At 61.6% G+C, this 22,989-nt stretch carries 21 protein-coding genes and 1 pseudogene; 10 read left to right on the plus strand and 12 right to left on the minus strand.

From position 1 onward, the window contains the following. Positions 1-14 precede the first annotated feature (14 nt). Positions 15-344 (minus strand): DUF1820 family protein, encoded by a 330-nt coding sequence (locus tag IF199_RS26325; protein WP_077045543.1) that lies wholly within the window; start codon positions 342-344, stop codon positions 15-17. A 134-nt stretch (positions 345-478) separates the two neighbouring features. Here IF199_RS26325 and miaB point away from each other — a divergent pair, with 134 nt between their 5' ends. From miaB to lnt, 5 genes are all read left to right on the plus strand, one after another. Further along, on the plus strand, positions 479-1,807 hold the full coding sequence (gene miaB / locus IF199_RS26330; protein WP_015096961.1) for a tRNA (N6-isopentenyl adenosine(37)-C2)-methylthiotransferase MiaB: 1,329 nt from the start codon (positions 479-481) through the stop codon (positions 1,805-1,807). 123 nt (positions 1,808-1,930) lie between these two features. Beyond that, a complete protein-coding gene (locus IF199_RS26335; protein ID WP_192559071.1) occupies positions 1,931-2,935 on the plus strand; it encodes a PhoH family protein in 1,005 nt (334 codons plus the stop codon). Continuing rightward, positions 2,928-3,422 (plus strand): rRNA maturation RNase YbeY, encoded by a 495-nt coding sequence (gene ybeY / locus IF199_RS26340; protein ID WP_102620844.1) that lies wholly within the window; start codon positions 2,928-2,930, stop codon positions 3,420-3,422. The genes IF199_RS26335 and ybeY overlap by 8 nt, the downstream gene beginning before the upstream one ends. A gap of 5 nt (positions 3,423-3,427) precedes the next feature. Then, positions 3,428-4,267: an HlyC/CorC family transporter gene (locus IF199_RS26345; RefSeq protein ID WP_007909641.1), complete on the plus strand. Its 840-nt coding sequence runs from the start codon at positions 3,428-3,430 to the stop codon at positions 4,265-4,267. 14 nt (positions 4,268-4,281) lie between these two features. Then, positions 4,282-5,805, plus strand: coding sequence for an apolipoprotein N-acyltransferase (lnt, locus tag IF199_RS26350; RefSeq protein ID WP_102620845.1), 1,524 nt, complete (start codon positions 4,282-4,284; stop codon positions 5,803-5,805). Between the two features lie 35 nt (positions 5,806-5,840). Here the strand turns inward: lnt and IF199_RS26355 are convergent, their stop codons facing one another. Together IF199_RS26355 and IF199_RS26360 are read right to left on the minus strand one after the other, a co-directional pair. Continuing rightward, a complete protein-coding gene (locus tag IF199_RS26355; RefSeq protein ID WP_192559072.1) occupies positions 5,841-6,620 on the minus strand; it encodes a YdcF family protein in 780 nt (259 codons plus the stop codon). A gap of 104 nt (positions 6,621-6,724) precedes the next feature. Next, the gene (locus tag IF199_RS26360) at positions 6,725-7,048 is read right to left on the minus strand and encodes a hypothetical protein (protein WP_096820794.1); all 324 of its coding nucleotides are present in this window, start codon (positions 7,046-7,048) and stop codon (positions 6,725-6,727) included. Between the two features lie 254 nt (positions 7,049-7,302). On the opposite strand from IF199_RS26360, the gene leuS reads away from it, so the two are divergent. From leuS to IF199_RS26385, 5 genes are all read left to right on the plus strand, one after another. Next, positions 7,303-9,909, plus strand: a complete 2,607-nt coding sequence (gene leuS, locus IF199_RS26365; protein ID WP_096820793.1) for a leucine--tRNA ligase — start codon at positions 7,303-7,305, stop codon at positions 9,907-9,909. 87 nt (positions 9,910-9,996) lie between these two features. Next, the gene (locus IF199_RS26370) at positions 9,997-10,602 is read left to right on the plus strand and encodes an LPS-assembly lipoprotein LptE (RefSeq protein ID WP_096820792.1); all 606 of its coding nucleotides are present in this window, start codon (positions 9,997-9,999) and stop codon (positions 10,600-10,602) included. A gap of 39 nt (positions 10,603-10,641) precedes the next feature. Further along, the gene (holA, locus tag IF199_RS26375) at positions 10,642-11,679 is read left to right on the plus strand and encodes a DNA polymerase III subunit delta (protein WP_096820791.1); all 1,038 of its coding nucleotides are present in this window, start codon (positions 10,642-10,644) and stop codon (positions 11,677-11,679) included. Positions 11,680-11,819: 140 nt separating this feature from the next. After that, on the plus strand, positions 11,820-11,984 hold the full coding sequence (arfA, locus tag IF199_RS26380) for an alternative ribosome rescue factor ArfA (protein WP_007958672.1): 165 nt from the start codon (positions 11,820-11,822) through the stop codon (positions 11,982-11,984). A 61-nt stretch (positions 11,985-12,045) separates the two neighbouring features. Continuing rightward, positions 12,046-13,368: a lytic murein transglycosylase gene (locus IF199_RS26385; RefSeq protein WP_096820790.1), complete on the plus strand. Its 1,323-nt coding sequence runs from the start codon at positions 12,046-12,048 to the stop codon at positions 13,366-13,368. A 48-nt stretch (positions 13,369-13,416) separates the two neighbouring features. Here the strand turns inward: IF199_RS26385 and IF199_RS26390 are convergent, their stop codons facing one another. The 9 genes and pseudogenes from IF199_RS26390 to mrdA all read right to left on the minus strand — a co-directional run bounded on the left by IF199_RS26390 (position 13,417) and on the right by mrdA (position 22,986). Beyond that, a complete protein-coding gene (locus IF199_RS26390; RefSeq protein ID WP_192559073.1) occupies positions 13,417-14,364 on the minus strand; it encodes a S66 peptidase family protein in 948 nt (315 codons plus the stop codon). Positions 14,365-14,538: 174 nt separating this feature from the next. Then, a complete protein-coding gene (lipA, locus tag IF199_RS26395) occupies positions 14,539-15,537 on the minus strand; it encodes a lipoyl synthase (RefSeq protein WP_162130488.1) in 999 nt (332 codons plus the stop codon). A gap of 25 nt (positions 15,538-15,562) precedes the next feature. After that, a complete protein-coding gene (gene lipB, locus IF199_RS26400) occupies positions 15,563-16,210 on the minus strand; it encodes a lipoyl(octanoyl) transferase LipB (RefSeq protein WP_096820788.1) in 648 nt (215 codons plus the stop codon). Beyond that, the gene (locus IF199_RS26405; RefSeq protein WP_007958664.1) at positions 16,210-16,485 is read right to left on the minus strand and encodes a DUF493 domain-containing protein; all 276 of its coding nucleotides are present in this window, start codon (positions 16,483-16,485) and stop codon (positions 16,210-16,212) included. Before IF199_RS26405 ends, lipB begins: the two co-directional genes overlap by 1 nt. 84 nt (positions 16,486-16,569) lie before the next feature. Beyond that, positions 16,570-17,727 (minus strand): D-alanyl-D-alanine carboxypeptidase family protein, encoded by a 1,158-nt coding sequence (locus IF199_RS26410; protein ID WP_096820787.1) that lies wholly within the window; start codon positions 17,725-17,727, stop codon positions 16,570-16,572. Positions 17,728-17,916: 189 nt separating this feature from the next. Continuing rightward, positions 17,917-18,928, minus strand: a pseudogene (locus tag IF199_RS26415) (septal ring lytic transglycosylase RlpA family protein). Further along, positions 18,928-19,938, minus strand: a complete 1,011-nt coding sequence (gene mltB / locus IF199_RS26420; RefSeq protein WP_096820785.1) for a lytic murein transglycosylase B — start codon at positions 19,936-19,938, stop codon at positions 18,928-18,930. The pseudogene IF199_RS26415 and the gene mltB overlap by 1 nt, the downstream one beginning before the upstream one ends. Positions 19,939-19,955: 17 nt before the next feature. Next, positions 19,956-21,059 (minus strand): rod shape-determining protein RodA, encoded by a 1,104-nt coding sequence (rodA, locus tag IF199_RS26425; RefSeq protein WP_085712360.1) that lies wholly within the window; start codon positions 21,057-21,059, stop codon positions 19,956-19,958. 31 nt (positions 21,060-21,090) lie between these two features. Further along, a complete protein-coding gene (mrdA, locus tag IF199_RS26430) occupies positions 21,091-22,986 on the minus strand; it encodes a penicillin-binding protein 2 (protein WP_096820783.1) in 1,896 nt (631 codons plus the stop codon). Between the last annotated feature and the right edge of the window lie 3 nt (positions 22,987-22,989).

Here is a 22,989-nt window from a genome sequence, read left to right on the forward strand (position 1 = left end):
TTCTCCCGCCCCGCTTACTTCTCGGGCATCGGCACCGGAAACGGCATCACATTGCCGACCGCACCGCGAGCTTCGCTGATTTTCGGCGTACCGAGACGTTCCACTTCGTCGATGCGCACGATCGAATGCATCGGCACAAAGCTGCGCACCACGCCTTCGAATTGCGCCTTGAGCTTCTCTTCGCTCGGATCGACGACCACCTGGGTGCGCTCGCCAAAGACGAACTCTTCCACTTCCAGGAAGCCCCACAGATCACTTTGATAGATCTGCTTGGCGTACATTTCGAACACCTGGCCCTGGTTGAGGAATATCACCTTGTAGATTGGAGCTTCGCGTTTGGTCATGGCGGGCGGACAACACATCGGGGTAAAAATGAGGGCGCGAACTATAGCATAGCCGCCGGACGCGCAACGGTAGGAACCTGGGGACATGTTCCCTATAATGCGCGGTTCTTTGAACCACGTGACGACCCTATTCCATGGCCAAGAAGCTTTACATCGAAACCCACGGTTGCCAGATGAACGAGTACGACAGCTCGCGCATGGTCGATCTGCTGGGCGAACACCAGGCCCTGGAAGTCACGGCGCGGGCGGAAGACGCCGACGTGATTCTGCTCAACACCTGCTCGATCCGCGAACGCGCCCAGGACCGGGTGTACTCCCAGCTCGGTCGCTGGCGCGAACTGAAACTGGCCAACCCGGACATGGTGATCGCCGTCGGCGGTTGCGTGGCCAGCCAGGAAGGCGCGGCGATCCGTGATCGCGCCCCGTACGTCGACGTGGTCTTCGGCCCGCAGACCCTGCACCGTCTGCCGGAAATGATCGACGCCGCGCGCATCAGCAAGCTGCCGCAAGTGGACGTCTCGTTCCCGGAAATCGAAAAGTTCGACCACCTGCCCGAGCCGCGTATCGACGGCCCGAGCGCCTACGTGTCGGTGATGGAAGGCTGCAGCAAGTACTGCACGTTCTGCGTAGTGCCTTACACCCGCGGCGAAGAAGTCAGCCGGCCATTCGACGACGTGATCGCCGAAATCATTCACCTGGCCGAAAACGGCGTGCGTGAAGTGACCCTGCTGGGGCAGAACGTCAACGGCTATCGCGGTCTGACCCACGACGGTCGCCTGGCGGACCTGGCGGAACTGATCCGTGTTGTCGCCGCTGTCGATGGCATCGACCGCATCCGCTACACCACCTCGCACCCGCTGGAATTCTCCGACAGCCTGATCCAGGCCCACGCCGACGTGCCGGAACTGGTCAAGCATCTGCACTTGCCGGTGCAGTCCGGTTCGGACCGGATCCTGGCGGCGATGAAGCGCAACCACACAGCGCTGGAGTACAAGTCCAAGCTGCGCAAACTGCGCGCTGCCGTACCGGGCATCTGCATCAGCTCGGACTTCATCGTCGGCTTCCCGGGGGAAACCGAGAAAGATTTCGAACAGACCATGAAGCTGATTGCCGACGTCGGTTTCGACTTTTCCTACTCCTTCGTCTACAGCCAGCGCCCGGGCACCCCGGCTGCCGACCTGGCCGACGACACCCCGGAAGAGCTGAAGAAAGAACGCCTGAATGCCTTGCAGCACCGTTTGAACCAGCAAGGTTTCGAGATCAGCCGACAAATGGTCGGTTCGATCCAGCGGATTCTGGTGACCGACTACTCGAAGAAAGACCCGGGCGAGCTGCAAGGGCGCACCGAGAATAATCGTATCGTCAACTTCCGCTGCGATAATCCGACCCTGATCGGCCAGTTCGCCGACGTGCACATCGATGCGGCACAACCGCACTCGCTGCGCGGCTCGCTGATCCAGTAACACCGCTAGGAGACCCCGCCAGACGGCTGAATCGGTGCCAGGCTTTTTAAGAGCTTTCGCACCCAGGCCACTGGCGTTATCCTTGATTTCATCCTAATTGCCCCAGGGCGGCTAAATACGACCTTGAACGCACCCATAGAACCTCATCGTTTTATCCTCGAGCCTTTTGAGGCTCGCCGCTTCGCCAATCTGTGCGGGCAGTTCGACGAGCACCTGCGCCTGATCGAACAGCGCCTGGCCATCGAGATCCGCAACCGCGGCAATCAGTTCGAGCTGATCGGCGAACCCAAGCTCACCACTTCTGCGGAAAACCTGATTCGCCGCCTGTACCGGGAAACCAAGGGTTCAGAGCTGTCGCCGGATACGGTTCACCTGTTCCTCCAGGAATCGTCCGTCGTCGAGCTGGACAACCACGCCCCCGCCGAAGCCTCCGTCGCCCTGCGCACCAAGAAAGGCATGATTCGCCCTCGCGGCTTGAATCAGCTGCGCTATGTGAAGGAAATCCTCGGCAACGACATCAACTTCGGCATCGGCCCGGCCGGTACCGGCAAGACCTACCTGGCCGTGGCCTGCGCCGTGGATGCCCTGGAACGCGAGCAGATCCGCCGCATCCTGCTGGTGCGTCCGGCGGTCGAAGCGGGTGAAAAACTCGGTTTCCTGCCCGGCGACCTGTCGCAGAAGATCGACCCGTACCTGCGCCCACTCTACGACGCGCTCTACGAGATGCTCGGCTTTGAATACGTGGCCAAGCTGATCGAGCGTCAGGTGATCGAAGTCGCACCGCTGGCCTACATGCGCGGTCGCACGCTGAACAACAGCTTCATCATTCTCGATGAGAGCCAGAACACCACGGTCGAGCAGATGAAGATGTTCCTGACCCGGATCGGTTTCGGCTCCACGGCGGTGATCACCGGTGACATCACCCAGGTCGACCTGCCGCGCGGCACCAAATCCGGACTGCATCATGTCATCGAAGTCCTGAAAGACGTGCCGGGTATCAGCTTCACTCACTTCATGCCCAAAGACGTCGTGCGCCATCCGCTGGTGCAACGCATTGTCGAAGCCTACGAGCGCTTCGAAAATCGCGTGGCCGATGAAACACCGAAGGACAATCGCCACGATGCTTGAGCTTGACCTGCAAATCGCGACCGAAGCGTCTGCGCCGACCGAAGCCGAATTCCGCCAATGGTGCGAACTGGCCCTGCGCCAGCGCACCGCCGATTCGGAAATGACCATTCGTCTGGTCGACGAAGAAGAAGGCCGCGAACTGAATCACACCTGGCGCCACAAGGATTACGCGACCAACGTCCTGTCCTTTCCCGCCGAAGTGCCCGACGAGTTTCTCGACATTCCATTGCTGGGCGATCTGGTGATCTGCGTGGCCGTGGTTGAGCGTGAAGCCGCCGAACAGGGCAAGGCACTCAACGCCCACTGGGCACATCTGGTCATTCACGGCTGCTTGCATCTGCTTGGTTACGACCATATAGATGACGAGGAAGCCGAGGAAATGGAAGCACTGGAACGCGAGTTGCTTGCCGAACTGGGTTATCCCGATCCGTACGCGGACGACGAAACCGAAACATCCCCTATCGTTACAACAAAGGATTCAGAGTAATCGCTATGAGCGAAGATCGATCGAGCAACGGGCAGAAGTCCTGGCTGGGTAAACTGACCCAGGCTTTTGCCCACGAGCCGAAGAACCGCCAGGAGCTGCTGGAGCTGCTGCGCGATGCACATCAGAACAAACTGCTGGACAGCGAAGCGCTGGCCATCGTCGAAGGCGCCATTCAGGTGGCTGACCTGCAAGTACGCGACATCATGGTGCCGCGCTCGCAGATGATCAGCATCAAGGCGACCCAAACACCCCGCGAATTCCTTCCCGCCGTGGTCGACTCGGCTCACTCGCGCTACCCGGTCATCGGCGAAAGCCATGACGATGTGATGGGCGTGCTGCTGGCCAAGGATCTGCTGCCGCTGATCCTCAAGGAGAACGGCGACAGCTTCAACATCAAGGATCTGCTGCGCCCGGCCACGTTCGTGCCGGAGTCCAAGCGTCTGAACGTGTTGCTGCGTGAATTCCGCGCCAATCACAACCACATGGCCATCGTGATCGACGAATACGGCGGTGTGGCGGGTCTGGTGACCATCGAAGACGTGCTTGAGCAGATCGTCGGCGACATCGAAGACGAGCACGACGTCGAAGAAGACAGCTACATCAAGCCGCTGCCCAGCGGTGATTTCCTGATCAAGGCCCTGACGCCGATCGAGAACTTCAACGAGTTCTTCGACAGCGAATTCTCCGACGACGAGTTCGACACCGTCGGCGGGCTGGTGATGAGCGCGTTCGGGCACTTGCCAAAACGCAACGAAATCACTGAAATCGGCGCCTATCGTTTCCGCATCCTGAACGCCGACAGCCGTCGGATTCATTTGCTGCGACTCACGCCAATCGCCCGGTAAATTTAAGGACTGAAATGCGCTGGACAACCCGCCCCGGCTGGCCCGGTAACCTGCTGGCCGTGGCGGCCGGTGCAATCACCACCTTCGCTCTGGCACCGTTCGATCTCTGGCCGCTGGCCTTGCTGGCGGTCGGCCTGTTCTATGCCGGCCTGCGCGAGCTGAGCCCGCGCCAGGCGCTGGGTCGCGGCTGGTGCTTCGGTTTCGGCCTGTTCGGCGCCGGCACCAGCTGGATCTATTACAGCATCCACCACTTTGGCGGTGCTTCGGTGCTGCTGGCCGGGTTCCTGATGCTGATTTTCACCGCGGCCATTGCCTGGTTCTTCGCCCTGCCCGCCTGGCTCTGGGCGCGCTGGTTGCGTCGCAACGAGGCGCCGCTGGCCGATGCCCTGGCCTTCGCTGCGCTGTGGGTTGGCCAGGAAGCGTTCCGTGGCTGGTTCCTTACCGGTTTCCCGTGGTTGTACTCCGGTTACAGCCAGCTCGACGGCCCGCTGGCCGGGCTCGCGCCAGTGGGCGGCATGTGGCTGGTGTCGTTCGTTTTGGCGCTGACCGCTGCACTGATCTACAACGCACCGCGCCTGCTGCAGACCGGCCGCAAAGGCTTTATCGTCGCGGGCCTGGTATTGCTGGTCGGGCCGTGGGTGGCCGGCATCGCGCTGAAGGGCCATGCCTGGACCAGCCCGGCTGGCGCACCACTGAGTGTTGCTGCGATTCAGGGCAACGTCGCGCAAAGCATGAAATGGGACCCGGCCGAGCTCAACGCACAACTGGCGCTGTACCGCGACCTGAGCTTCCGTTCGAAACCCGTGGACCTGCTGATCTGGCCGGAAACCGCCGTACCGGTACTCAAGGAGTCCGCCGAGGGCTACCTGAACATGATGGGCAACTTCGCCGCCGAGCGTAAATCGGCGCTGATCACCGGTGTGCCGATCCGCCAGACAGTGCGTCACGAGAAGCGCTTCTTCAACGGCATCACCGTGGTCGGCGAAGGCGACGGCACCTATCTGAAACAAAAACTGGTGCCGTTCGGCGAATACGTACCGCTGCAGGACATCCTGCGCGGGCTGATCGCGTTCTTCGACCTGCCGATGTCCGATTTCGCCCGTGGCCCTGCCGATCAGGCGCTGTTGCAGGCCAAGGGTTATCAGATTGCACCGTTCATCTGCTACGAAGTGGTGTACCCGGAATTCGCCGCCAGTCTGGCGGCACGCAGCGACCTGCTGCTGACCATCAGCAACGACACCTGGTTCGGCACCTCGATCGGCCCGCTGCAACACTTGCAGATGGCGCAAATGCGCGCCCTTGAAGCCGGGCGCTGGATGATTCGTGCGACCAACAACGGCGTGACCGGCCTGATCAACCCGTTCGGGCAGATCACCGAGCGCATTCCGCAGTTCGAGCAAGGCGTGCTCTACGGCGAAGTGGTGCCGATGCACAACCTGACGCCTTACCTGCAATGGCGCTCGTGGCCGCTGATCATCCTGTGCGTGGTGCTGTTTGGCTGGGCGCTGATGACCAACCGGATATCCAAGACCCTCTGAAAACCCGCTCACTCCCGCGCTCTGCGCGGGAGTGATCAATCGGCGCTGTCTTCCCCTCGGTAGAACAACGAATAACCGATCTGCCCCACCGCCTCGTTCAACAACTGCCCGCTTTGCCAGATCGACTTGAACTCCGGCATCCAGCCGCCAAACGGCCGGGCATTGTCAGTGCCGAGGAAACCGACCGGCGCCGGCACCACTTCGAATCCGGCCTGTTGATAACTCCATACCGCACGCGGCATGTGCCAGGCCTGGGTCACCAGCACGACACGCTTGACGCCCTCCGGCAACAGCATCTTGGCGCTGAAGGCGGCGTTCTCCCACGTGGTGCGGCTCTCCCCCTCCTGCCAACGCACCGTCACACCGAAATCATCGCGAAGCGAATCGGCCATCAGTCTGGCTTCGCTCGGCGGCGTACCGTAATGCAGGCCACCACTGGTCAGAATCGGCAACCCTGATGTCTTGGCCAACCGCGCCGCATAACGCTGCCGTTCGAGCCCGATACCGGTCGGCTGATCCTCGCCCCAGGCCAGATCACCGCGCTCGCGACCGGAGCCCAGCACCACGATGGCATCGGCGCGTTGTGCAAGGCTTGTCCAGTCTTCCCGGGCCAGCGGCGGCTCGCGCTCCAGGGCCTTGGCCCCCCATTGCACGACCACCGGCAGACTCATCAGCAGGAAACCGCCAAAACCCAAGGCAAAGCACAGCCCGGCCAGTCGCGGCCGCGAGCGACGCAGCCACCAGGCGACGAGCAACAGCAGCAAGAGAAGGCCGGGCGGCAATAGAAGTTGTTTAATGAAATAACGAAAAGGCATCGAGCATCTCCAGAGATGCCCGAAGCCTAAGTGGGTTAGTACAGCGCGACAACCAGTAGGGTCGGATCCGCTGAAAAAGATCCGCTTTTTGACCTGCCATGCGTTTACTTGGCCTGCAGAGTCCGAACCTTGACGGTGTCTCTGCCGGGCGCCTTGTCCTTGAGCCAGATGACTTTGGCCGAACGGGGTGCATCGAGTTGCTTCACTGCCTGTGACAGATATCCGTGGGTTTCACGCTCACTGCGATCCAGATAGGCCTTGACCAGTTCGAACTCGGCGGGGCTCAAGCCACGCAATTCCAGCTCCAGGGGGCGCTCGTCGCGCAGCCGGACAGCGGTTTTTGCAGCGTCCAGGGCCGTCCCCAGGCGATCGATCAACCGCTCGTACAACTCGGGTTTGGTAACGTTTTTTTGCTGTGACTCCACCATCCCTCACCTCATTGAAGATAAGACTCACTCCCCAGTTAGAGCTTAGCTTCGCTGCACAAACCGGCTGCACGCCGCGACCAACGGCCCTCGCCGCGATTTTGCCCGGTCAAACGGCTGCAATCAGGGTTTCCCTAGGCCAAGCGCGGTCATGTATGCTACGGCGCTTCCTGTAACTCCACTTCCAGCCCGTCCGGCCCGCTCCGGATGTCGCATTGAAGAGGATTAGGCCACCCCTATCCAGTACAAAAGTAGCCATGCACGAACAATATCAGCCCCGTGAAATCGAAGCCGCCGCCCAGTCGTTCTGGGACGAGCAAAAGTCCTTTGAAGTCAGTGAACAGCCAGGCAAGGAGACTTACTACTGCCTGTCGATGTTCCCTTACCCCAGCGGCAAGCTACACATGGGGCACGTGCGCAACTACACCATCGGCGACGTGATCTCCCGCTATCAGCGCATGCTCGGCAAGAACGTTCTGCAACCGATGGGTTGGGACGCCTTCGGCATGCCGGCAGAAAACGCCGCGATGAAGAACAACGTGGCCCCGGCCAAGTGGACCTACGAAAACATCGCCTACATGAAATCCCAGCTGCGCAGCCTGGGCCTGGCGGTGGACTGGTCGCGCGAAGTCACCACCTGCAAGCCTGATTACTACCGTTGGGAGCAGTGGCTGTTCACTCGCCTGTTCGAAAAAGGCGTGATCTACCGCAAGAACGGCACCGTGAACTGGGACCCGATCGACCAGACCGTTCTGGCCAACGAACAGGTGATCGACGGTCGCGGCTGGCGTTCCGGCGCGCTGATCGAAAAGCGCGAAATCCCGATGTACTACTTCAAGATCACCGCCTACGCGGATGAGCTGCTGGAGAGTCTCGACGAACTGACCGGCTGGCCGGAACAGGTCAAGACCATGCAGCGCAACTGGATCGGCAAGTCCCGCGGGATGGAAGTGCAGTTCCCGTACAACGTCGACTCGATCGGCGAAAGCGGCACCCTGAAAGTCTTCACCACCCGTCCGGACACCCTGATGGGCGCAACCTATGTTGCCGTGGCTGCCGAGCACCACCTGGCGGCCCTTGCCGCGAAGAACAACCCTGAGCTGCAAGCGTTCATCGCTGAATGCAAGGGCGGCAGCGTCGCCGAAGCCGACGTCGCCACTCAAGAGAAGAAAGGCCTGCCGACCGGCCTGTTCGTCGAGCACCCGCTGACCGGTGAAAAACTGCCGGTCTGGGTCGCCAACTACGTGCTGATGCACTACGGCGACGGCGCGGTCATGGCTGTGCCGGCTCACGACGAGCGCGATTTCGAGTTCGCCCACAAGTACAACCTGCCGGTCAAATCCGTGGTTCGCACCAGTTCCGGTGAAACCAACCCGGCTCCGTGGCAGGACGCCTATGGCGAGCACGGCACGCTGATCAACTCCGGCGAGTTCGACGGCCTGGACTTCGCCGGCGCGTTCGACGCCATGGAAGTCGCCCTGATCAAGAAAGAGCTGGGCGCCTCGCGCACCCAGTTCCGCCTGCGCGACTGGGGCATCAGCCGCCAGCGCTACTGGGGCTGCCCGATCCCGATCATCCACTGCGATGCCTGCGGTGACGTGCCGGTGCCGGAAGACCAGTTGCCGGTCGTACTGCCGGAAGACGTGGTGCCGGACGGCGCCGGTTCGCCGCTGGCGCGCATGCCCGAGTTCTACGAGTGCACCTGCCCGAAATGCGGCCAGCCTGCCAAGCGTGAAACCGACACCATGGACACCTTCGTCGAATCATCCTGGTACTACGCCCGTTACGCCTCGCCGCACTTCGAAGGCGGCCTGGTGGAAAAATCCGCAGCCGACCACTGGTTGCCGGTGGATCAGTACATTGGCGGTATCGAACACGCCATTCTTCACCTGCTCTACGCGCGCTTCTTCCACAAGCTGATGCGCGACGAAGGCCTGGTGAGCTCCAACGAGCCGTTCAAGAACCTGCTGACCCAGGGCATGGTGGTCGCCGAGACTTACTATCGTCGTGAAGCCAACGGTGCCTACACCTGGTTCAACCCGGCGGACGTGGAACTCGAGCGCGACAGCAAGGCCAAGGTCATCAGCGCCAAGCTGATCGCGGACGGCCTGCCGGTGGAAATCGGCGGCACCGAGAAAATGGCCAAGTCGAAGAACAACGGCGTCGACCCACAGTCGATGATCGATCAGTTCGGCGCAGACACCTGCCGTCTGTTCATGATGTTCGCTTCGCCACCTGACATGAGCGCTGAGTGGTCCGACTCCGGCGTGGAAGGCTCGCACCGTTTCCTCAAGCGCGTCTGGCGTCTGGCTCAGGCTCACGTGACTCAGGGCCTGCCGGGCAAACTGGACGTGACCGGCCTGAATGACGAACAGAAAGTCATCCGCCGCTCGATCCACCAGGCGATCAAGCAGGCCAGCCATGACGTCGGCCAGAACCACAAATTCAACACCGCCATCGCTCAGGTGATGACGCTGATGAACGTGCTGGAAAAAGCCGCCCAGGCCACCGAACAGGATCGCGCACTGGTTCAGGAAGGCCTGGAAGCCGTGACGCTGCTGCTGGCGCCAATCACGCCGCACATCAGCCATGAGCTGTGGAACCGACTGGGCCACGCCGAACCGGTAATCGACGCCGGCTGGCCGGTGCTGGACGAAAGCGCACTGGTGCAGGACAGCCTGACGCTGGTCATCCAGGTCAACGGCAAGCTGCGCGGCCAGATCGAAATGCCGGCCGCCGCAACCCGTGAGGAAGTCGAAGCCGCCGCCCGTGCCAACGAAAACGTACTGCGCTTCGTCGACGGCCTGACTATTCGCAAAGTGATCGTAGTGCCCGGGAAACTGGTCAATATCGTCGCCAGCTAATTGGATCGGGCGCCGGGTTTGCCTGGCGCCCTGTAAAACCTTTCGGGCCGCTAGGTCGGCCCACATGGTTTCAAGGGGAGCAACACAATGATCAAACGCAATCTGCTGGTGATGGGCCTCGCTGTCCTGTTGAGCGCCTGCGGTTTCCAGCTGCGCGGCACCGGCACCACCGAACTGGCGATCAAGGAACTCGACCTGAGCGCCCGCAACGCCTACGGCGAAACCGTGACGCAACTGCGTCAGCTGCTGGAGGCCAGCGGCGTCAAGATCGTCTCCGGTGCGCCGTACAAGCTGTACCTGGCCGACGAGCAGGAGAACCAGCGCATCCTCAGCTACGCTGGCGCCGGCCGTACTGGCGAGTATCAGGTAAACACTGTGCTCAGCTACGACATCCGTGGCGACAAGAACCTGCTGCTCAAAAGCGACAAGCTTGAAGTGCAGAAAGTGTTCATCCACGACGGCAACAACCTGGTGGGTTCCGACCAGGAAGCCAACGATGCCCGCAACGAGACACGCCGCGAGCTGGTACAGCGCATGATGCTGCGCCTGCAACAGCTGACTCCGGCTCAGCTGGAAGCTCTGCAACAAGCCGCCAACGACCGGGCCAAGGCAGAAGCCGACGCCCTGGAAGCGGCGCAGAAGGCTGAAGCGGAAACTCCGCGTCAGTCGCCGCTCGAACTGCCGCAGCAGTAAGACGTTCGGGGCGCTCAGGCGCCCCGTTCGCCGTTTCTTATGAAGCTCGCTCCCGCCCAACTCGGCAAACACCTGCAAGGTGCCCTCGCGCCGGTCTACATCATCAGCGGCGATGATCCGCTGCTGTGTCAGGAAGCGGCCGACGCCATTCGCTCCGCTGCCCGTCAGCAAGGGTTCGACGAACGCCAGGTCTTCGCCGCCGACGCCAATTTCGATTGGGGCACGTTGCTGCAGGCCGGCGCCAGCATGTCGCTGTTCGCCGAAAAGCGCCTGCTGGAACTGCGCCTGCCGTCCGGCAAGCCTGGTGACAAAGGCGCTGCTGCACTGATCGAATACTGCTCGCGCCCCGCTGAAGACACGGTGCTGCTGATCAGCTTGCCCAAGCTGGACGGCAGCGCGCAGAAGACCAAGTGGGGCAAGGCGCTGGTCGAAGGTCAGCAGACTCAGTTCATCCAGATCTGGCCGGTGGATGCCAACCAGTTGCCGAGCTGGATTCGCCAACGCCTGTCCCAGGCTGGGCTGTCAGCCAGTCAGGACGCCGTCGAACTGATTGCCGCGCGAGTCGAAGGCAACCTGCTGGCTGCGGCGCAGGAGATCGAGAAGCTCAAGCTGATGGCCGAGGGTGGGCAGATCAGCGTCGAAACCGTGCAGGCGGCCGTGGCCGACAGTGCGCGTTTTGACGTGTTCGGCCTGACCGACGCGGTGCTCAACGGCGAACCGGCTCACGCCCTGCGCATGCTCGAAGGGCTGCGCGGCGAAGGTGTCGAGCCGCCGGTGATTCTCTGGGCCCTGGCGCGGGAGTTGCGCCTGCTGGCCAATATCTCGTTGCAGTACAGCCAGGGCACACCGCTGGACAAGTGCTTCAGTCAGGCGAAACCGCCGGTCTGGGACAAGCGCAAACCGCTGATGAGCAAAGCCCTGCAACGCTACTCGGCGCAACGCTGGGCGCAATTGTTGCTCGAGGCCCAGCGCATCGACGCACAGATCAAGGGTCAGGCGGCCGGCTCGCCGTGGATGAGCCTCAGTCGGCTGGCGCTGTTGATGGCCGGTCAGCGTCTGACCTTACCTGCCGAATGAAACCCGGGATCGCACACCGCGATCCCGTTTTTTTGTACAGACCATGTCCTACAGAACATCCCGCCTTCTGTCCTATAGACAGACGCTCGACATCGGCAGATCATTTGCCGCGCAAAACCCACTCACTCGCGAGAACCCTCATGAGCAAAAAGCCATCGAAACATGGCCATAACAAGGCCAAATCCATCGTTGCCCAACCCCTGTTCCGCAGCCGCCAGGAACGCCCCACCAAGGGTAAAGGCAGCTACCGCCGCGAAGCCTTCCAGTCTGACAGCTGGGAGGCTTCTTACTTTCTGGCCGCTTGAAGCGCAGCACCCCTTCCTCATGTTAAGGTCTGCACCTGATTCGTATCCTCTGGACCTGTGCATGCCCCTTAGTCTTTCCCGTCGTTGGCCCTTTCGCCAACTGATCGCTGCCACAAGTTTCGTACTGCTTGTCGCCTGCGCGGAAAAACCCACCGCCGCCGACGCTCAACCGCTTCAGACCGCTCCTGTTGCCACGGCCCCTGCGATCATCCCGCCGGTAGTGCCGTCCGGTGACGACCTCGACCTGCAACCGACCCAGACCTTCGCCGAGTGGCAGGCCGGCTTCCGCAAGGACGCTTTGGCCGCCGGGATTCGCGCCGACGTCTTCGATCGCGCCTTTGCCAACGTCAGTTTCGACGCCAGCGTGATCCGCGCCGACCGCAGCCAGCCGGAGTTCGCCCGGCCGGTATGGGAATACCTGGATGGCGCCCTGTCGCCGCTGCGAGTGCGCAAAGGCCAGGCGCTGATCAACCAATACGCCGACATCCTGCAACGCATCGAGCAGCGCTATGGCGTCGATCGCCAGGCGCTGGTGTCGGTGTGGGGGATGGAAAGCAATTTCGGCCAATTCCAGGGCACCAAGTCGGTGATCAATTCCCTGGCGACCCTGGCCTATGAAGGCCGCCGCCCGGGCTTTGCCCACGCGCAACTGATCGCGGCGCTGCAAATCCTGCAACAGGGCGATATCACGCCAGAGAAGATGCTCGGTTCCTGGGCCGGCGCCATGGGCCAGACCCAGTTCATCCCGACCACCTACAACACCCACGCCGTGGATTTCGACGGTGACGGTCGCCGCGACATCTGGGGTAGCCCGGCTGACGCCTTGGCCTCCACCGCGCACTACCTGCAAAGCTCCGGCTGGCAGCGTGGCCAGCCGTGGGGCTTCGAGGTGCAGCTGCCGAGCGGTTTCAACTACACCCTGGCCGACGGTGCAATTCGCAAAAGTGTCGCCGAATGGCGGCAACTGGGTGTGATTCTGCCCAACGGCGGCCAGGCACCGGCCGGCTCCGAGCAACTGTCGGCCGCCCTGCTGCTGCCGGCCGGCTATCGTGGCCCGGCGTTCCTGATCCTCGATAACTTCCGGGCGATCCTCAAGTACAACAACTCGTCGTCCTATGCCCTGGCCGTGAGCCTGTTGTCAGAGCGTTTCAACGGCGCAGGCCTGATCAACGGCACCTGGCCAAAAGATGATCTGCCGCTGAGTCGCACCGAGCGCATCGAGCTGCAAAATCTGCTGACTGCACGCAACTACGACGCGGGCACCGCCGACGGCATCATCGGTGCCAATACGCGCAAGGCGATCCGCAGTGCGCAGCAGTCATTTGGCTGGCCCGCGGACGGTTACCCGACGCACAAGCTGCTGGAAAGCTTGCGTAGCCAGTAAAAACAAGACCGCCGCCTCTTCAGGCGGCGGTCTTGTTTTGGGGTTCGGCTACCGAATCACCACATCCTGCTCCAGCATCAACTCCTTCTTCCCCGCATCCAGCCGAACCAGCGCGCCCATCGGCAACGTCAGGTTCGGATCACAATGCCCGCTGCGCCAACCCGACAGCACCGGAATCCGCAACGGTTCAAAGGTCTGCTTGAGCAGGCGGTTCAAGGCCTCGGTATCCACGCCCGCCACATCCCCGACCAACACGCCACGCAATCTGGCCAATTTGCCAGCCAGACGCATCTGGGTCAGCAAGCGGTCGATCCGATACAGCGGCTCGTTGACGTCCTCGATGAGCAGAATCACCCCTTCGACGTCGATTTCGTAAGGCGTGCCCAGGGTCGCGGCGATCATCGCCAGATTGCCGCCCAGCAAACGCCCATGGGCAATGCCGGGCTCAACCGTGGTCAGTGGGTAGGCCACCGGATGGCTCAATACGCTACCGGCCGTCAACTGGCCGCGCAGCATGGCGAAGAACGACGTCACCGTCGGCGGTTCCTTGTCCCCCAGCAAGTCGGCATTCAACAGTGGCCCGTGAAAGGTCACGAACCCGGCGTAGCGACTGATAGCCAGATGCAGCGCGGTGATGTCGCTGTAACCGACGAAGGGTTTGGCATGGCGGCTCAGCAAGTCGTAGTCGATCCGGTCCAGCAACCTTGGCGTGCCGTAACCACCGCGCAGGCAAATGATTGCATCGACTTCCTCGTCAGCGAACGCCGCGTGCAGATCGTTGAGCCGCACCTCGTCGCTACCGGCCAGATAGCCATCCTTTTCGTAGACGCCAGGGAACACCCGCAATCCGTAACCCCGGGCACGCATCCATTGAACAGCCTTTTCGGTATCCAGCGTGCCGGGGCCGGCTGGAGCGATGACGCCTATCAGCCCTTCCGACGGCAGTGCGGGGACAGGCTTGTGCGGACAAAGGGTGTGGGTCGGTCGAACGGTCATCCATGGATCTCCCTGTGTGAAGTCATGCTCACACAGTAGTCAGGAACGGCGACAAACAGAAGAGGCTCGGCTGCGCCGCAGATTGCAGGAAAAGTCAGTAACGAGTGTAGGCCGGGCAAAAAAATGCCCGCCGGGCGATAAACCCCGGCGGGCATTTTTTCATTCAGCGCTGAATCAGGAACCCAGCAGCTCGGCCTTGACCAGTTTCGCCTGCTCGTCGGCGTGGTACGAAGAGCGCACCAACGGGCCGGACGCGACGTTCTTGAAGCCCATCTTGTAACCTTCCTCGGCGAACCAGGCGAAGGTGTCCGGGTGCACGAAACGCTGCACCGGCAAGTGGCTGCGGGACGGTTGCAGGTACTGGCCCAGGGTCAGCATGTCGATGTCGTGTTCGCGCATGCGCTTCATGACTTCGATGACTTCGTCGTCGGTCTCGCCCAGACCCAGCATCAGGCCGGACTTGGTCGGAATGTGCGGCATCATCTGCTTGAAGCGTTGCAGCAGGGTCAGCGACCACTGGTAGTCCGAACCCGGACGCGCAGCCTTGTACAGGCGCGGCACGGTTTCCAGGTTGTGGTTGAACACATCCGGCGGCTCGGCCGCGGTGATTTCCAGAGCGATGTCCATGCGGCCACGGTAGTCCGGGACCAGGGTCTCGAGCTGCACGTTCGGCGACAGTTTGCGGATTTCGCGGATGCAGTCGGCAAAGTGCTGGGCACCGCCGTCACGCAGGTCGTCGCGGTCAACCGAGGTGATCACCACGTACTTGAGTTTCAGGTCGGCGATGGCGATGGCCAGGCTTTCCGGCTCGTTGACGTCCAGTGGCTTCGGACGACCGTGGCCAACGTCGCAGAACGGGCAGCGACGGGTGCAGATGTCACCCATGATCATGAAGGTCGCGGTGCCGCCGGAGAAGCACTCGCCCAGGTTCGGGCAGGACGCTTCTTCACAGACGCTGTGCAGCTTGTGCTTGCGCAGCAGGCTCTTGATGCGGTCGACTTCCGGCGAAACCGGGATGCGCACGCGGATCCAGTCGGGTTTCTTCGGCAGCTCGGTGGTCGGAATGATCTTCACCGGGATGCGTGCAACCTTCTCGGCGCCGCGCAGCTTGACGCCCGCTTCAACCTTGGGACGCGGGGCCGGGCGCTCGGTCACGTCGAGCGTCGGGATCATGGTTTGCACTGCATCAGTAGTCATATCAGTCGATTCCGCCCGTCAGGGTCGTCTGCTCAGCATAGTCGAGGTGTTTGACGAGCTGCGCGCGCAGCCGGGCACTTACCTCGGCAAATTCAATCGATCCTGCATGGTCGCTCAGCTGGGTCATCGCCAGCCCGGCGTAGCCGCAGGGATTAATCCGTCGAAACGGTTCCAGGTCCATGTCCACGTTCAGGGCCAGGCCATGAAAGGAACAACCGTGGCGAATCCGCAAACCCAGAGAAGCGATTTTCGCTCCGTCGACGTAGACGCCGGGAGCGTCTGGCTTGGCCACTGCAGTGACGTCATAGCTGGCCAGCAACTCGATCAGGCACCGCTCCATGCGCGTGACCAGGTCTCGTACACCAAAACCCAGTTTGCGCACATCCAGCAGCAGGTACGCCACCAGTTGGCCGGGGCCATGGTAAGTCACCTGCCCGCCGCGGTCGACCTGCACCACCGGAATATCCCCCGGCAGCAGCAGGTGTTCGGCCTTGCCGGCCTGGCCCTGGGTGAACACCGGTGGGTGCTCGACGAGCCAGATTTCGTCGGCGGCATCACTGCCGCGTTCGTTGGTAAAACGTTGCATGGCATGCCAGACCGGCTCGTAAGCCATCTGGCCAAGCTCGCGAAAGCCCAGCGTGCCGGACATCACAACACCATGTGCACGAAACCGGTCGCCCGCAGTTCGCTGTTGATGTTGTACAGCTGATCCTGGTCGGTCGCGACGATGTGCAACTGGATGGTGGTGTACTTGCCGTTGCTGCTTTGACGCTCGTCCACACGCTCATCGTTGATCTTGGCGTGTTTCTTGACGATGTCGATGATCTTGTCTTTGTTGCCGACGCCCGTATCGCTGATCACCTTAACCGGATAATCAACCTGCGGAAATTCGATCTTTGGCGCCTTTACTTCGGTATCGGTCATGGCGTAACGGCCTCGTAAGCGTAAGCCCGGTAACGAACAAGGCCCCGCTCCGGATCGGAACGGGGCCATGCAGGTCAACTCGAATCAGTTGAACAAGCCGTAGAAGAATAGACGGATGCTATCCCACATGCGGCGGAAGATACCACCCTCCTCGACAGCGTCCAGGGCGATCAGGTCGGCGCTGTGCACCACCTTGTCGTCCAGTTTCACTTCGACTTTACCGATCACGTCGCCCTTGGCGATTGGCGCGGTCAGTTGCGGGTTCATGGTCATGCTGGCAGCGAGCTTTTTCAGCTGGCCTTTCGGCAGGGTCATGGTCAGGTCTTCAGCCAGGCCGGCCTTGACTTGATTGGTGGTGCCTTTCCACACCGGGGCCTGAGCCAGTTCGGTACCCTTCTGGTAGAAGGTCTGGGTTTCGAAGAAACGGAAACCGTAGGTCAGCAGCTTCTGGGTTTCAGCAGCGCGAGCCACTTCGCTGTTGGTGCCGAACACCACGGCGATCAGGCGCATGCCGTCACGTACGGCCGAGGACACCATGCAGTAGCCGGCTTCGTCGGTGTGACCGGTTTTCAGACCGTCAACGGTCTTGTCGCGCCACAGCAGCAGGTTGCGGTTAGGTTGCTTGATGCCGTTCCAGAAGAACTCTTTCTGCGAGTAGATCGCGTAGTGAGCCGGGTCTTCGTGGATGATCGCGCGAGCCAGGATCGCCATATCGTGAGCCGACGAGTAGTGCTCAGGGTTCGGCAGACCGGTCGGGTTCATGAAGTGGGTGTTGGTCATGCCCAGATCGGCGACGGTCTTGTTCATCAGGTCGGCGAAGGCGTCTTCGCTGCCGGCGATGTGCTCGGAAACCGCGACGCTGGCGTCGTTGCCGGACTGGATGATGATGCCGTGCAGCAGGTCGCTGACAGTCACTTGCGAGCCGACTTTGATGAACATCCGCGAGCCGCCGGTGCGCCAGGCGTTTTCGCTGATGGTCACTGGATCGTTTTCACCGATCTGGCCGCGACGGATTTCCAGCGTAGCGATGTACGCGGTCATCAGTTTGGTCAGGCTGGCCGGTGGCAGACGCTGGTCACCGTTGTTCTCCACCAGCACGTTGCCGCTGCTGGCGTCCATGAGCACGTAGGCTTTTGCGGCCAGTTGAGGTGGCGACGGCATCATCTCGGCCGCGAAGGCGGCTGGCGAGAGGAGCAGCGGGACTAGCAGACACAGGCGTTTGGCAAAGGTGGTGATGTTCATCCGTCTCTCGAAATCGCTAATGGAAACTGCCCTTGCGGGCAAAATTAATCAGATGGCTTTCTAACGGGCCATCGCGTGTTCAGTTGCTCACTCCAGTCACCCTTTGCCGGGCTTTTGTTCTTCGACGAGCCAACAACCTGATTCACCCCCCAATCGCTGGTGAACCGTCAATCAAGTGCTACGTATTACTTACTCGGTGACCACGCTTGGCGAACCGAGATTGGCCGAGCGCACGCTGTTCTGTACCTGGGCAATTTCACCCGGCGAACCGATCGGTCCCAGGCGTACCCGGTGCAGGGTCTGCTGATTGCGCACGATCGAGCTGATGAACACCGGAGCGCTCACCATCCCGCTGAGCTTCGACCTCAGGAGTTCTGCAGCGTCCGGGTTGGCGAACGCGCCCACCTGCAGATACTGGCCAGACGCTGGTGCAGAAGCGTTTTTTTTTTGCGCTGATCTGTACAGGTACAGTGTCAGAGGCATGTTGTTGCGGCGGTGGAGTCCACTGCTCGATGGTACCGGCCGAGGCCGTGATCACCGGCGCAGTATTCTGCGCGACTTGCGGCTCGTTGAGCATCAAAGGCGCCGGACGGCCTTTTGCGGCCCACCACTGTTGCGGGTCGATACCCTCGACCTTGACCCGCGCGGTGCCGATTTCGGCATAGCCGAGTTTTTTGGCCGCGGCGTAGGACAGGTCGATGATCCGGTCCGAATAGAACGGTCCACGGTCGTTGACCCGCAGGATCACGCTCCTGTTGTTGTCCAGGTTGGTCACCCGAACGTAACTTGGCAGCGGTAATGTCTTGTGGGCGGCGCTCATGCCGTACAGGTCATAGACTTCGCCGTTGGCGGTGTTCTGACCGTGGAACTTGGTGCCATACCAGGATGCAGTACCCGAAGCCACGTAGGTCTTGGATTCCTGCAACGGGAAGTAGGTCTTGCCCAGCACGGTGTACGGGTTGGCCTTGTACGGACCGGTGTGCAGGGTCGGCGTGGCGTCCGGGATGCGCGACACATCGACGTCCCACCACGGCGCGCCATCCTTGTGGGCCCGGTTGATATCCAGGCCCGGCTGCGCGCGAACAGCAGTGGACGAAGTCTTCTGGCTCGGTGCACGGCTGGTCGAGCAACTGGCGACCAGCACTGCCAACGCAGCGAATGCCACCAGCTTCAGGGGTTTGTTGATAGGCAATGCCTGCATTACTTGACGCCCCGTGCTTTTACCAGCTCTTCAGACAGTTGATGTACAGCCATGGCGTACATCACGCTGCGGTTATAACGCGTGATCGCGTAGAAATTCTTCAGGCCCATCCAGTATTCCGGGCCATTGTCGCCTTCCAGGCGGAATGCAGTAACCGGCATATCATCGCGCAGCGCATCATGACTTGACCAGCCCAGCGCTCGCAACTCCCCGACGGTCTTCGTCGGTTCGATCCCGGTGGTCAAACCCTCATCCACCTGTTCGCCGCGCACATCGGCCCGACTGACCACCGGCTCGCCGGCCACCCAGCCGTGACGCTTGAAGTAGCTGGCGACGCTGCCGATCGCATCATCCGGGTTGTTCCAGATATTGATGTGGCCGTCGCCATCGAAATCCACCGCGTAGGCGCGAAAGCTGCTCGGCATGAACTGCGGCAAGCCCATCGCCCCGGCGTAGGACCCCTTGAGGGTCAGCGGGTCGACCTGCTCTTCACGCGCCAGCAGCAGGAACTCACGCAGTTCCTTGCGGAAAAATTCGGCACGGGGAGGATAGTCGAATCCCAGCGTGGACAAGGCATCGATCACCCGGTAATTACCGGTATTACGTCCGAAAAAGGTCTCAACGCCGATGATCGACACGATCACCTGGGCCGGAACGCCGTATTCCTGCTCGGCGCGGGCCAGCACAGCCTCGTGCTGGCGCCAGAAGTCCACACCCCGGGCGATGCGCGCGTCGGTGAGGAACATCGGCCGGTATTCTTTCCACTGTTTGACCCGTTCGGCGGGTTTGGAAATCGCGTCGAGAATCGCCTGTTTGCGCTGCGCCTCGCGGAACACCGCCATCAGTTGTTCGCCGGCGAAACCGTAGTCGCGGGTCATTTCACCGACGAATTCGGCCACCTGGGGCGAGCCTTCGTAATCGCCGGCCAGCGCTTCCTGCGCGCTGCCAAGGATGCCTACCAGGCCGAGCCACGGTGCGTATCGTGTCGCCCAGTCACGCATTACTTGCATTGAACTCTTCACCTTATTCAAACCTGTGCGATCCATTTGCGATGCGTATGGATCGACATCAAAACCCCAAACGCTGACAGCAGTGTCACCAGCGAAGTTCCGCCGTAGCTAATGAACGGCAACGGCACCCCCACCACCGGCAACAGGCCACTGACCATACCGATGTTGACGAAAACATAAACAAAAAACGTCATGGTCAAGGCGCCGGCGAGCAGTTTGCCGAACAGCGTCTGCGCCTGGGCGGTAATCACCAGGCCGCGACCGATCAGCAACAGATAGATCAGCAGCAGCGCGCAGATGCCCACCAGTCCGAACTCTTCGCCCAGCACCGCGATGATGAAGTCGGTGTGGCTTTCCGGCAGGAAGTCCAGGTGCGACTGGGTACCGAGGAGCCAGCCCTTGCCGAACACGCCGCCGGAACCGATGGCGGCTTTCGACTGAATGATGTTCCAGCCGGTGCCCAGCGGATCGCTTTCCGGATCGAGGAAGGTCAGGATCCGTTGTTTCTGGTAGTCGTGCATGATGAAGAACCACATGGCGATCGCCACGGGTACGGCGGCGGCCAGCACGCTGAGGATCCAGCGCCAGCGCAACCCGCCCATGAACAACACGAACGCGCCACCGGCCAGAATCAGCAGCGAAGTGCCCAGATCCGGCTGACGCACGATCAGGATGAACGGCACGCCAATCAGCATCAGGCTGATCCCGACGTGCTTGAGCTGCGGTGGCAGCGTGCGTTTGGACAGGTACCAGGCGATGGTCGCCGGCATCAGGATCTTCATGAATTCCGACGGCTGGAAGCGGATCACCCCGGGAATGTTGATCCAGCGGGTCGCACCCATGGCGTTGTGGCCCATGATGTCCACCACCATCAGCAGCACCACCCCGACCACATAGCCGAGCGGCACCCAGCGGGCCATGAACCGCGGTTCGAACTGGGCGATGACGATCATCGATACCAGACCGATGCCGAACGATGTGGCCTGTTTGGCCAGCAGGTCCCAGCTCTTGCCGCTCGCCGAATACAGCACGAACAGGCTGCCGGCCGCGAGGATCAGCAGTAGGACCAGCAAGGGTCCGTCGATATGCAGGCGTTGCAACAGCGTTGCCCGGCGACGCATCACATCCTCGCTGGAGAGCATGCGATCGAAATTATTCTTCACGGGCCGTAGCCTCCGCACTGATAGGGCTGGCGTATTCGGCCTTCAAGCGTCCGTCCTGATCCAGCAGCCAGGCGTCCATCACCTGACGCACCACCGGCGCGGCGACGCCGGAACCGGACTCACCGTTCTCGACCATCACCGACACCACGATTTTCGGGTTGTCGGCCGGTGCAAAACCAACGAACAAGGCGTGGTCGCGGTGGCGTTCCTGCACTTTGGAGCGGTCGTATTTCTCGCCTTGCTTGATCGCGACCACCTGGGCCGTACCCGACTTGCCGGCGATCCGGTATTGCGAGCCGATAGCCGCTTTGCGCGCGGTGCCCCGGGCGCCGTGCATCACCTGTTGCATGCCGTGATTGACCTTGTTCCAGTCCGACGGATCGCGCAGGACGATGTCCGGCATCGGGTTTTCATCCTTGGGCCTCTCGCCTTCGACGGTCTTGGCCAGGTGCGGACGGTTCCACACACCCTTGTTGGCCACCAGCGCAGTGGCCTGGGCCAGTTGCAACGGGGTCGATTGCATGTAGCCCTGGCCGATCCCGAGAATCAGGGTCTCGCCCGGGAACCAAGCCTGACGACGGGTCGCACGCTTCCACTCACGGGACGGCATCAGACCGGGAGATTCTTCGAACATGTCGAGCGAGACCTTCTGGCCGATGCCGAACTTGTTCATGTAAGCCGACAACCGATCGATGCCGAGCTTGTGCGCCAGGTCATAGAAGTAGGTGTCGTTGGACCGCATGATCGCCGTATCGAGGTCGACGAAGCCGTCCCCCGTGCGATTCCAGTTGCGGTATTTGTGATCGTAGTTGGGCAGCATGTAGTAACCCGGGTCGAACACGCGGCTCGACGCCGTCACCACGCCCGCGTCCAGACCGGCAATCGCTACCGCCGGCTTGATCGTCGAGCCCGGCGGGTACAGACCGCGCAGTACGCGGTTGAACAGCGGCCGGTCGATGGAATCGCGCAGCTCGGCGTAAGCCTTGAAGCTGATGCCGGTGACGAACAGGTTCGGGTCGAAGCTCGGCTGACTGACCATCGCCAGTACTTCGCCGGTGCTCGGATCCAGCGCCACCACGGCACCGCGTCGCCCGCCCAGCGCGGCTTCGGCGGCTTCCTGCAATTTGATGTCGAGGCTCAGGACGATGTCCTTGCCCGGCACCGGATCGGTGCGCTTGAGCACGCGCAGCACGCGACCCCGAGCGTTGGTCTCGACCTCTTCGTAACCCACCTGACCGTGCAGTTCGGCTTCGTAGAAACGTTCGATGCCGGTCTTGCCGATGTGATGGGTACCGCTGTAATTGACCGGGTCGAGGGTTTTCAGCTCTTTCTCGTTGATCCGCCCCATGTAACCCACCGAGTGCGCAAAATGCGCGCCCTGCGGGTAGTGACGCACCAGTTGCGCAACCACTTCCACGCCCGGCAGGCGGAACTGGTTCACCGCGACGCGGGCGATCTGCTCTTCGGTCAGCTCGAACAGGATCGGCACCGGCTCGAACGGCCGGCGCCCCTGACGCATGCGTTTCTCGAAGATCACCCGGTCTTCCGGCGTCAGCTCCAGCACCTCGACGATCACATCGAGCACTTGCTGCCAGTCGCCGGAGCGCTCGCGGGTCATGCTCAGGCTGAAGCTCGGGCGGTTGTCCGCCACCACCACGCCGTTACGGTCGAAGATCAACCCGCGGGTTGGCGGAATCGGCTGGACATGCACCCGATTGTTTTCCGACAGGGTCGAGTGGTACTCGTACTGGATGACCTGCAGGAAATACAGCCGGGCAATCAGCACGCAGATCAGCAACACCACCGCAATGGCCCCGAACACGACGCGGCTACGCACCAGACGGGCGTCTTTTTCGTGGTCCTTGATGCGGATCGGCTGGGACATGAG

Source organism: Pseudomonas allokribbensis, assembly GCF_014863605.1.
Taxonomy (GTDB): Bacteria; Pseudomonadota; Gammaproteobacteria; order Pseudomonadales; family Pseudomonadaceae; genus Aquipseudomonas; species Aquipseudomonas allokribbensis.